This window comes from Desulfococcus sp. (genome assembly GCF_050178255.1).
GTDB lineage: Bacteria > Desulfobacterota > Desulfobacteria > Desulfobacterales > Desulfococcaceae > Desulfococcus > Desulfococcus multivorans.
This window is the reverse complement of the sequence record NZ_JBFXGG010000043.1, coordinates 17,030-28,139: the sequence shown is the minus strand read 5'-3', so window position 1 is coordinate 28,139 and position 11,110 is coordinate 17,030. Positions and strand designations below refer to the sequence as shown.

Annotated in this window: 9 protein-coding genes; 1 reads left to right on the top strand and 8 read right to left on the bottom strand. The window is 58.8% G+C overall.

Annotated features, from left to right (window positions below; translation table 11 throughout):
* Positions 1-909: HAD-IC family P-type ATPase (locus AB7S84_RS09940; protein WP_428154221.1), on the top strand; the 909-nt coding region annotated here is incomplete at its 5' end.
* A 34-nt stretch (positions 910-943) separates the two neighbouring features.
* On the opposite strand, the gene AB7S84_RS09935 is transcribed toward AB7S84_RS09940, so the two are convergent.
* The 8 genes from AB7S84_RS09935 to AB7S84_RS09900 all read right to left on the bottom strand — a co-directional run bounded on the left by AB7S84_RS09935 (position 944) and on the right by AB7S84_RS09900 (position 10,990).
* Entirely contained in the window at positions 944-1,489 is a 546-nt protein-coding gene (locus AB7S84_RS09935; protein ID WP_020877371.1) for a ferritin, read from the bottom strand.
* Between the two features lie 300 nt (positions 1,490-1,789).
* A complete protein-coding gene (locus tag AB7S84_RS09930) occupies positions 1,790-2,122 on the bottom strand; it encodes a c-type cytochrome (protein WP_020877370.1) in 333 nt (110 codons plus the stop codon).
* Positions 2,123-2,305: 183 nt separating this feature from the next.
* Entirely contained in the window at positions 2,306-3,397 is a 1,092-nt protein-coding gene (locus AB7S84_RS09925; protein ID WP_020877369.1) for a mandelate racemase/muconate lactonizing enzyme family protein, read from the bottom strand.
* Positions 3,398-3,402: 5 nt separating this feature from the next.
* On the bottom strand, positions 3,403-5,784 hold the full coding sequence (locus tag AB7S84_RS09920; RefSeq protein ID WP_428154217.1) for a creatininase family protein: 2,382 nt from the start codon (positions 5,782-5,784) through the stop codon (positions 3,403-3,405).
* 168 nt (positions 5,785-5,952) lie between these two features.
* A complete protein-coding gene (locus AB7S84_RS09915) occupies positions 5,953-7,080 on the bottom strand; it encodes a DUF1611 domain-containing protein (RefSeq protein ID WP_428154215.1) in 1,128 nt (375 codons plus the stop codon).
* Entirely contained in the window at positions 7,080-8,183 is a 1,104-nt protein-coding gene (locus AB7S84_RS09910) for a pyridoxal-phosphate dependent enzyme (protein ID WP_020877365.1), read from the bottom strand. The genes AB7S84_RS09915 and AB7S84_RS09910 overlap by 1 nt, the downstream gene beginning before the upstream one ends.
* 67 nt (positions 8,184-8,250) lie before the next feature.
* On the bottom strand, positions 8,251-10,434 hold the full coding sequence (gene feoB, locus AB7S84_RS09905; RefSeq protein WP_428154213.1) for a ferrous iron transport protein B: 2,184 nt from the start codon (positions 10,432-10,434) through the stop codon (positions 8,251-8,253).
* Positions 10,400-10,990 carry a FeoA family protein gene (locus AB7S84_RS09900; RefSeq protein WP_020877363.1) on the bottom strand — a complete coding sequence of 197 codons (591 nt, stop codon included), beginning with the start codon at positions 10,988-10,990 and terminating at the stop codon, positions 10,400-10,402. The genes feoB and AB7S84_RS09900 overlap by 35 nt, the downstream gene beginning before the upstream one ends.
* Between the last annotated feature and the right edge of the window lie 120 nt (positions 10,991-11,110).

Sequence of the window (11,110 nt, the reverse complement as noted above, 5' to 3'; positions counted from 1 at the left end):
GACGCCGAACTGGCCGAAGGCATCCGGAAGGTCAATATCTTCGCCCGTATGGTGCCGGAGCAAAAGCTGCGCCTGGTGACGGCCCTGAAGGCGGCCGGCGAGGTGGTGGCCATGACCGGCGACGGCGTGAACGACGCTCCGGCCCTGAAGGCCGCTCATATCGGGATCGCCATGGGCGGTCGGGGAACCGATGTGGCTCGGGAGTCCGCCGCCCTGGTGCTCCTGGACGACGATTTCGCATCCATTGTCAAGGCGATTCGAATGGGACGCCGGATTTTCGACAACCTCAAGAAAGCGATGCGCTATATCTTTTCGGTTCACGTGCCGATCGCCGGAATGTCCCTCATCCCGGTGCTCTTCGAATGGCCTCTGGCGCTTTTTCCGGTCCATATCGTCTTTCTGGAACTTATCATCGATCCGGCCTGTTCGGTGGTCTTCGAGGCCGAGGCCGCCGAGGCGGACTGTATGAAAAAGCCTCCCCGGGACCTCTCCGAGCCCTTGTTCGGACGACGATCCGTTTTGCTCAGCCTGACCCAGGGGTTGGTGATTCTGGCGGCGGTCGTCGTCGTTTACCGGTGGGCCCTCTCGGACCACGGCGCGCATTGCGCCCGCTGTCTGGCGTTCATGACCCTGGTCCTGTCCAATCTCGCGCTCATCTTTACCAACCGGTCCGCGACGCGATCGATCCCGTCAATGCTGAAGGTCCCCAACGCGGCTCTGTGGTGGATCAGCGGGGGCACCGCGGCCATGCTGACCGTTGTCATGTCGACCCCGTTTTTTCAGCGCCTTTTCAAGTTCCGGCCCGTACCGCTGGATGATCTTCTCTACTGTCTTGCCGCCGCTCTTTTCTGTACGATGATTCTGGAGGGACTCAAGATCCCCGCTGTCCGTCGTATCATGGGGGTGTAGCCGCCGTTTCAGCAGGGGATCATGTGTTTCAGACTCAGCCTCCCGCCTTGGCGGCGGACTCGACCCCCTTGCTGAAGTCTGTGGGAACCGTCGTCGCCCGACCGGCCAGATCACGGTCGATCATCATCAGTCCGTGGGGACTTTCCTGGACGAGTTTGAGCTGGGCGATGATGTCGTTGTCGTTTTCCTCCTCTTCCACCTGCTCGGTCACATACCACTGAAGGAAGATCTGGGTGGCGTGATCTTTTTCGGCGATGGCCGTTTCCATGAGGCTGTTGATGGACTGGGTAATGAACTGTTCATGCTCCAGGGTCCTGGTCATCATGTCGAGGGGAGAGGCAAACGTCGCCGCCGGTTCGGCGATGGCTTTCAGGGAGATCTTGCCGCCCTGTCGCCCGATATACTCGTAAAATTTCATAGCATGATACATTTCTTCATGATACTGCACCATAAACCAATTGGCGAACCCTTTGAGCCCCATTTCAGAGCACTGGTTCGACATGGACATATAAAGGTAGGCCGAATACATTTCCCTGTTGATCTGTTCGTTCAAGGCGTCGTTCATCTTTGGGCTCAACATCGCAGAATCTCCTCTTTAATGAAAGGTTTCCCGGTTCATCGTTTCGGGTGGTCACGGTTCAATTCAAACAGGCACACAAAATTGATCATCTCAACTTTCGACGTTCGCGATGACGGCCGGAAAGTTGAATATCACCATTATTAGTATGATCTTCGAAATATCAAGCCGGGGTATCGGCAAAATTCCTGAAGGAAGAGAGGGGGATCTTCAGGACGCCTTTCGGGAACAACAAGGGGGTGCCGGGGGGCGGGAAAAATCGCCGAAGCCGCGGATGCTCCGGCGATCCAGCGGAATACTTTCTTATGGGGTGAACGTCATGATGTAATCGGCCACGGATTTTCGTTCAACCACGTTCATCTTTTTCGTTTTTTCCAGATGGGGCTTCATCAGGCTTGCGGTGTCCGGATCCATGACGGCCTCGGTTTCCCCGTTGAGGTATTGCAGCAGCTGTTCTGATTTTCCGGTGTACGCCGTCGCGATTTCCGGCAGACTGGGGTAGATTTTGGAGTTGCCGTCGGCCTTGTGACATCGCATGCAGCCTTCCGCCTTGAAGAGCTCCTCGCCGTCCGAAGCAAAGGCCGGGGCCCCCATCATCACCCATCCCAGGATGGTCAGTATTACCAGGTTTTTCATTGGATGTCCTTTCGTTGTTTGCGGTGGTTCGCAGGAAGGTTCACGGCTGAAGAGGGGCCTGTTTCCGCCCATGATTCCGGCTCCGATACTTCAACCGATCAGCCTTGACTTCTCCACATATCATAACGCGGTGAATCTTTCATGCCATTTCGCATTTCCGGGTCGCGAAAAGTCGATTGAGGGTCAAAAAGGATTTTTTTCGGACCGGGTATTCGAGAAGTCGAAACCCAACCCCGGTCGGCCGGTGGGGTAAAGAACGCCGCGCTTGAGACGGACGGCGCCTGAGGCCGGATCGCCGATCAAATCCAGATGACCATCCAGGTCGGCATAACGCACATTGGGCCGGGCCATGGCGAAGTGAAGGCCCGCCGCGATGGACAGCGCGGATTCGTCCATACAGCCTACCATGGCGTCAAGGCCGGCGGCACGGGATACGGCGTTGATCTTCATGGCTTCGTCGATGCCGCCCACCTTCATGAGTTTGATGTTGACCATGTCGGCCAGGCCCCGACGGGCGATCCTGTATGCGTCCTTGAGGCTCATGAGGCTCTCGTCCGCCATGACCGGTATGGAAACGCCGCTGGTGACCCGTCCCAGCATGGCCGTCCGCCCGCGGGGCGTCGGTTGTTCGATGAGCTCAAGGCCGGCAGGACGGGTTTGTGTAACGAAATAGAGTGACATCTCTTCCGAGTATCCCTGGTTGGCGTCGAACCGGAGAGCGATCTTTTTCCCGACGGCCGACCGAACGGCCAGAACCCGGACGATGTCGTCCTCCACGTCTATTCCACCCTTGAGCTTGAGAGCCGTGAATCCCTCTGCCGCGAAGGTCATTGCCCGGCGGACGGTATCATGGGGCGGGAGAATGCCGATGGTGATGCTCGTTCGCATCCGGTTCCGAAAACCGCCCAGGAGTCGGAACAGAGGCAGACCAGCCTGTTTTCCCAGGATATCGTAAAGCGTCATGTCAACCATGGCCAAAGCCGAGGGTTGGTCTGCGAGGTGCGGCCGGATTTTCTCCATAAGGCGGACCAGGCGCAAAGGATCGGCTCCCGTGAGTGCCGGCCGGATCACATCCGTGACGGCCGCCAGGATCGATGTCGGGGTCTCGCCCGTAACCTCCAGGTCCGGAGCGGCGCAGCCGTAACCGATGACGGATGTGGAGGTCTGAATCCGAAGGAATACATTGACGGCCGAATCCACGGTTTCGTATGCGATGGTATAGGGTTCGGCCAGTTTCAGGGTGAGGGGTACGGCCTCGATCCGGGTGATTTTCACGGGACTCAGTATCTCCGCTGATGGATTTCATCCAGGGTCATGTGTTTGATCTCCTCCACAAAGGCCGTGAGATGGGCGATCATTATCGTCCACATCTGTTCTCCCTTGGCGGCGGTGGCCTTGGTGGGGTCTCCCATGATGCCGGAGGCGGAAATCTTTTCGGTGTGGGCATACCAGGATATGCCTCGTTTGGAACTGAAGTTGAGGTACCGGACCGAGAATTCAGGAATATCCCGCTGGATGCGATCCATTCGGACGAGGTGGGGCCGGACGGCCAGGGCCGTGCTGGTTTCGATTTCTCCGGCGTGGACATCGTTGGGGGTTTCCACCAGACGATCGATATCCACGTCGCTGGTCTCTCCACTGTCCACGCAAACGAATATCCGGGCGTCGCGGTTGATCTTCTGGGCTGCGTGGTTGAGAGCGGGACTGTTCCCGCCGTGACCGTTGATGATCACCAGTTTGCGAAACCCGTTACGCGCAACACTCATGCCGATGTCGTAGACCAGCCGGGATAGGGTGTCGTTGTCGATGCTGACGGTTCCCCGGAAGTCATCGTGGTGATAGGAGACGCCGTAGGGAATCAGCGGGAGAACCATGGGTTTGGGATCACTGCAGGCTTCGGCCACGCATCGGGCCAGATACTCGGCATCGTAGGCATCGGTATCCAGAGGCAAATGGGGCCCGTGCTGCTCCATGGCACCCACGGGCAGAAGGACGGTATCCATCTCGTCAAAGCGCTCCTCGGCATCGGGCCAGCAGAGTTCTCCCCAGAGATAGGCGGTGTTCTGAAGCGTGTCCGGCGGTTGTGCCGTGGCGCCATGGCCCGGTGACAGTTCGAAGGGGTAGGGGGCTACCATCTCAGGATCCGTCAAGGGATCGAATTCGATCCAGCGCTGCCCTGCCCGACGGACGGCGCCCTGAGCGTATTCCCCATAGATGCGATAGAGGGGCTCCCTGAGGTCCACGGGGATGGCGTTTATGGGGGAAATGACGGGGTCGAAGCGGATCCGCAGGATCTCGGCGGCGGGCAAAGACTCTCCCGTCGGCGAAGATGTCGAGGGAATCCGTCCTTTCTCGGCCAGCATATTCAGGAGTTCCGCGGCCTCCGAGGCCGTCTGGGCATAGGTTCCCTTTTCCGCCAGGGCTTTGAGACATGCAGCGATCTGAATATCCGTGTATCCGCACCGGCGGGGATCTTTGCCCACGGCCGTCAGCATTCCCACGATGCGGCGGCATTTTTCACATTTGCCGCAGGGTCGAATGCGATCGCCGTCCTTGTGGGCTGCGTGACAGGAGATCTGGAGGGTCTGGAGATCAGGGTATCGTCCGGCCAGGATCTTTTCTATCAGCAACTCCGAGAGGGGTCTGAGAAGGGAAAATTGAGAGACGGCCCATCCTTTCCGCTGAAAATACCGCGACATCGTGTTGTCAAACCAGATGCTCTGGTCGTAAAGACCGTCGTAGTGACTGATCCCCTGGTGGGCAGTCCTTCGGGACGTGTCGTGTTCATCACCGATGATAAGCCGACCGATCTTTCGTTCCCGAAGGATCGGCAGCACGCCGAAGAGAAAAACGGCCACCGTCCAGAGCCGGATCGGATATTCGTCATGGCGGACGCTTTGAAAATCCTTTCGGATAAACGGCATCCGCCGGAGCATCCACGAGAAAAGCCGATCCGAATTGACCCATACGCGTCCGGTGCGGGGAATGTTTTCACGAAAATGGCGGTAGGCGTTCAGCGCCGTGAACCAGTGCCGTCCCGATTCATTGACGAAGAGCGGGTGGACCTCTCTTTCCAGCTCGTTGATGAGACCGAAGCTGAGAAGACTGTCCTTTCCGCCGCTGGAAAGAACGCAGTGACGGTTTTTGTCCGTCTCCCACAATCGCCATGGGGGGAAACGGGCTTCGCTTTCCGTCGGAAGGAATTTGAGTTTGGCGTTGAGGTATTTTTTTTGGCGAACGGCCGGCAGCGCCATGGCCTCGCCCGTAAGAAATGGGTTGGGTTCCAGAAATTTCTTGACGAATATTTCCCGGGCGGTGTTTTCCGCCATATCCCGCAGGAAGGCACGGTCGGTGGCGTCGTAGGTGCCGATGAACCGGATCTGGCTGCAGAAAAGGCCGTAATTGAGAGCTGCCTGGGCGGCGATCATGTCGGCCAGGTTCCGGCATTCGGGATTCTGCGGATCGAATACCGGCGTCTCGTAAACGTAAATCAACTCGGTGACGTCTGTTTTTCCGCCGATATGAATGCGATAGGGGGCCACGAGACGTCGGGGCGCCAGAGTGACGGGTCCGACCTCCAGTCGATCGAAGACGCGGAGCACTGTCGCCGGATCGGCGGTCTCTCTATCCCGGGGGGCAGGCGAAGGGGTTTTGTTTGTCATGGCGTTGGCTGTTCGCAGGGGTTGAAATAGCGCCGGTTGTTGAACGATTCAAGCGGCGCGACAAGTCGACCCATCATGATCCGGATGTCCTCATTGCGGCCCGCCGATATGAAATTCCTGGCGGTGACGGCTTTTGGATACCTGCCGGTGTCCGGACATCCCGGTGCATCAGATAGGCGGACAAAAAGGATACGACGGCGCTGTCCATACTTCTTTCAGCAGCTTTCGGTCCCGGATAAAGGGCATCAAGCGTTTCGCCAGTTCGGTGCCGCCGTTTCGAAGTACATCGTAAGCCGGGACGCCCACGTCCCGGCAAATGGCGGCGCAAACCGTCGGAATCGTCTCGGCGGGCAGATCCTCGTGATTCAAGGTCACGGCCGCGATCGGTCGGCCGGAGAGGATCTGAATGGCCTGAATCTGGTGACTGAGGGGCTGGATGGGGTAGCCTGGAAACCCGTCATAATCCCGCCTGGCCGGGGCGTGCTGGAGTACGACCACGTCGGGCCGGCCGGCTGCGAGGATTTCGAAACCGCCGGGATAGGCCGGGTTCATGAGACTCCCCTGGCCTTCGATGACGATGACGTCGGGCCGGGTCTCAGTCCAGGCGCGGACTACGGCGTGCTCGATCTCGCCTGAGACGAAGTCGTTCACCAGAGCGTCCATGACCAGGGTATAACGGGCGCCTTGCATCCATGCAGTCTGGCCGGTCCCGACAAGCTCGGCCCGACAGCCCAGGGCCTCGAATGCCTGGACCAGGATCCATGCCGTGGTGCGTTTGCCGACGGCGGAGTCCGTTCCCAGCACGGCGATCCTGAAAGCCTCGACGGATTCGATGCTGCCGCTGAAGAAGTGGAGAGACGCCCGCGGGGGCGGCTTTCGGATGTCCCGGATCGTCATCCCTTTTTCGGCGGCCAACGCCCTGATCGCGGCATCGTCGCTCAAAAAGTCATGGAGCCCGCAGTCCACGTTCAGCCCAATCTCCACGGCCCGCACCACGTCGGCTCTGGCGGCGGAACTGAGCCGGCCCCCGTCGGGTGCGATGCCGACCACGAAGTGGGTGGGCGGATACGCCCCTCGAGAGGCCGTCTCGACCGCCGCCGTCAGGGACGCTGACACCGGAATCCCGTTGGGCTTCCCGTCGAGGATCATCCCCGCATCCTCTCCTGCATGGCGGGAATCCACCACGGACAGGATGCGGTAGCGTCGTGTAAACCGGACCAGCCCGTGGGCGGTTTTCCCGTTGGGGGTGTTGAAGGCCCCTTCGCAATAGACGATGGCGTTTCCTTCCGGATGCATCAGGATTTCCTCCCCGTCAGAACAACGACATAGCGATCGCCCGGCAGTGTCTGTTTCTGGTGATGCTCGATCATGGCGATCAATCCGGCGGTGGATGCCGGGAGCACATCGAGGCCTTCCCGTTCCCGAATGAGGCGTGAGAAGGCCCGCATGCTCTTGTCTGTGGCGTTGCCGGCCCAGCCGCGGGTTTCCCGGATGGCGTTCAGCGCTTGATCACCGTCGATGGAATGCCAGTTGATCAACGGCTCGTTGATGCTGGTTTCCCGAATTGCCTCTGGTCGCAAATCCTCGCACCGCGGGGTATCTTTAAGGAAGGCTCGGACGATCGGGTTTTTATGGTAGGCGGATCCGGCCACCATTCTGGGCATCCGGGAGGTTTTTCCACGCCGATAGAGGCTGAGAAACCCCTTGTAGATACCCGAGAGGGTGGTGCCGTTCGAGACGGGGACGGCCACCACGTAGGGCGCATCGCGAAGTTCGTCGTAGATTTCGTAGGAGATTCCCCCATAGGCCTGAAGCTGCAACAGGGTGTTGTGGCCTCCGGGATTGGCGTCGTAAAAATCCGCTCTTTCGGCTCGCGCGGACGAGGCTTCCACGGCACGCTCGTAGTCGTTGCCCTCCCGGACGATCTCGGCGCCCAGAGCGATCATTTCGTTCACTCGGCGGGTATGGTAGGCCTCGGGAATATAGATGATGCACCGAATGCCGGCAAAGGAGGCGGCCAAAGCCAAAGCCACACCGTAATTGCCGCAGGTGGCCACCGTGATGGTATCGAATCCCCGCCGAAGCGCATCCATCGCCTGAGCAAAAGCGATACGGTCCTTCTGGGTTCCCGTGGGATTTCCACCCTCGAATTTGAGGTAGATCTGACGCAGCGCCATCTCCCGCTCGATATTTCTTGCCCGGACCATCGAGGTGTCCCCCACCTCGGAGTCGATGATGTCTTCAAAAGCCTCGAGCCGGGCTTCCAGAGAACATGCGGGATCCGCCGCCACACGGCGCTGCTCCTGAACATACCGGGAAACCTCGTCGATCTGGCCGGTGGCGCCGTCCATCAGGTTGTGGTGCCGTTCTTCGATTTCTTTCGGGTCGTCCTGCAGCATATTCCTCCTCTGTCTCCGCCGGCTGGTCCATGGGACCCGGTATTTTTCAGGAAGAGGCTGCGGCGGCTCAGGGTGAAAAGAAACGTCCTCCGATCTGGTAGACGGCCGTGGATACGGCAAAGGCCGTCAAGGTGGTGTAGATAACGCTGAAAAGGGCCCATTTCCAGGAGGACTCCCGTGCCATGGCCACGACCGTGACGAAACAGGGTGCGTAGAGCATGACGAAAATGATCATACTGAGAGCGGTCAACCGATTCCAGTGAGGGTCCCTGCGGAGCCGGTTTCCCAGACTTTCGCTGGAGTCCGGGGCCACATCGCCCATGGCATAGGCCGTTCCCAGCGTGGACACGATCACCTCCTTGGCGGCGAATCCGCCCAAAAGCGCGATGTTCGTGCGCCAGTCGAAACCTGCCAGCCGGGTGAAGGACTCGAGAGCCGTTCCCAGGCGGCCGGCATAGGAATGCCTCAGGGCGGCTTCGGCCTCCCGGTTGTCGATGGCAAGAATCTCGTTGTCGATTTGCCGTATGATTTCCGCGTCCGGGTTTTCCGGCGTCCGGGAAAGTACCGCCGTCCGCTGCATCTCAAAAGCCTGGCTTTGCTCACGGGGCAAGGTGGGAAAGGTCATGCACGACCAGATGAGAATGGAGATGGCCAGAATGACCGTGCCGGCCTTCTTGGCATATTGCCAGGCCCGTTCCCATGTGTGGATGCAGAGACCTTTGAAGGTGGGCAATCGATAGGGGGGAAGCTCCATGACAAAGGGGGTGGCTTCGCCCCGGATTACGGTGTTCCTGAGAACCCACGCCACCACGAGGGCCGTCGCCCAGGAGCCGATGGTGATCCAGAAGAGGACGGTGGCGGCGGACTCCTCGAAAAAGGCTGCGCCGAGGAGAAGAAATACCGGCACTTTCGCGCCGCAGGGCATGAACGGAACCGTCAGAAGGGTGGCCAGCTTTTCCTTGGGGCTCCTCAGTGTCCGGGCGCCCATCACGCCCGGCACCGCGCATCCGCCGGGAATACCGCCGGCAACGATGAAGGGCATGACCGAACATCCGTGAAGGCCGAAGATTCGGAGAACCCGGTCCATCATATAGGCCATCCGGGCCATGTAGCCTGAATCCTCCAGGAAGGCGATGCCCAGAAACATGACCATGATCAGCGGAACGAACCCCAGCACACCGCCGACCCCCGCGATGACGCCATCCACCAGCAAAGACTGGAGTAGCCCCGGCGGGATCGCTTCCATGGTTTTTTCGGACAGCCAGGTGAAAAACGCTTCGAACCATCCCATTGGGATTTCTCCCACCGTAAAGGTGGCGACGAACATGCCGTAGAGAACACCGATCATGAGAAGGGGACCGGTGAACCGGTGGGTCAGGATCCGGTCGATTTTGTCTGAAAGATGGATCCGTTCCTGGTGACCCCGCTGAATAAATACCCCCTGTTTGGTAACCGAGGCGATATAGCCGTAACGATAGTCTGCGATGATTGCTTCCGGGATGGAATCGAGGGTTACCCGGCAGTGCTCGGTCACCCGTTGAACCATGTCCTCCAGGGCGCTGCCGATCTCACCCGCCGATGTTCCCAGGGATTTGATCTGGACGTCGCCTTCGAGATATTTGAGTGCGAGCCACCGCGAGGGGTAGGTGTCTGTCAGGAATCCGGCGTTCTGGATGAGGGCTGTCATCTCCTGGAGGACCGGATCGATGTCGGGGCCGTAGGAGATTTCAAGAGGGCGCCACCCATCTTCCTGTTCGCGGATTTCTGCCAGGGCGATCTCGATCAACGCCTGTTTTCCCTCGCCGCTCCGGGCTACGGTTTCCACCACCGGTACCCCGAGGAGTTGGGAAAGTTTCCGGGTATCGATTTTTTTGCCGCTTTTCCGAACCTCGTCCATCATGTTGAGCGCCAGGACCATGGGGATGCCCATTTCCATGAACTGTACCGCAAGATAGAGGTTTCGCTCGAGGCTGTTGGCGTCGATGATGTCGATCACCAACTGGGGGCGCTCATTGATGAGATAGTCGCGGGCGACCAGCTCTTCCTGAGAATAAGCGGTCAGGGAATAGGTGCCGGGGAGGTCGACGATGTTGATCTTACGTCCATTAACGTGGAGATATCCCTCGCGTTTTTCCACGGTGACGCCGGGATAGTTTCCCACGCTCTGGCGTGCGCCCGTAAGGGCGTTGAACATGGTGGTCTTCCCGGCATTGGGATTACCCGCAAGCGCAATGCTCAGCGTCTTCTTCACACCCGCCTCCGGAGACTTCCACGGTGATGAAATCGGCTTCATTGTTTCTGAGAGAAAGGGTAAAATCTCTCAGGCGAAGGGCGACGGGATCCTTTAAAGGCGCCCGACCGACTATGGTGATCTCTGTATTGGGGATGAGCCCCATGTCGCGGATTCGGCGTCCCAACTCCCCCTGGGCTTTGACCGATCGGATGGTGCCGGTCTGGTTGACCTGCATCTGGCGCAGTCGGCATAATCTTCGACGGCACCGGACTCCAGGCTCGCAAATGGATGTTTTGGGGACGATCCCCTTGGGGCAGATGGCGGGCGGAGACGGGTGGGACATTGCGACGCCGTTGGTTTTGAGTACTTGAATTCGGGAGGCCATTTTCCGGCAGAGGGACAGACGAATGCCGTAAGTCTCGAGAATGATCGGTCTGCCCGGGATATTGCTGATCACCGTCACTTCCATGCCCGGAACCAGGCCCATTCCCGCCAGCCGGCACTGCAGGTTACATCCGCCGTCTACAGCGAGAAGTTTGATACGCTCTCCGTTTGAGATATCCTTTAACACCATCTCGTTAACCACCTCTCATCCATAGAGAAAATTTCAAGTGCCGTTCTGTGCCATTCAATGAAAGCATTTTTCATCAGGCGTCTATCTCCTTCAATTTATGATGAATGCTATAAATACGAT

What these genes read in the sequence shown, in the direction of transcription:
- AB7S84_RS09915 (WP_428154215.1), bottom strand. Translation starts at nt 7,080, where the DNA reads ATGCATCCGGAAGGAAACGCCATCGTCTATTGCGAAGGGGCCTTCAAC.
- AB7S84_RS09935 (WP_020877371.1), bottom strand. Translation starts at nt 1,489, where the DNA reads ATGTTGAGCCCAAAGATGAACGACGCCTTGAACGAACAGATCAACAGG.
- AB7S84_RS09900 (WP_020877363.1), bottom strand. Translation starts at nt 10,990, where the DNA reads ATGGTGTTAAAGGATATCTCAAACGGAGAGCGTATCAAACTTCTCGCT.
- AB7S84_RS09930 (WP_020877370.1), bottom strand. Translation starts at nt 2,122, where the DNA reads ATGAAAAACCTGGTAATACTGACCATCCTGGGATGGGTGATGATGGGG.
- AB7S84_RS09910 (WP_020877365.1), bottom strand. Translation starts at nt 8,183, where the DNA reads ATGCTGCAGGACGACCCGAAAGAAATCGAAGAACGGCACCACAACCTG.
- AB7S84_RS09920 (WP_428154217.1), bottom strand. Translation starts at nt 5,784, where the DNA reads ATGACAAACAAAACCCCTTCGCCTGCCCCCCGGGATAGAGAGACCGCC.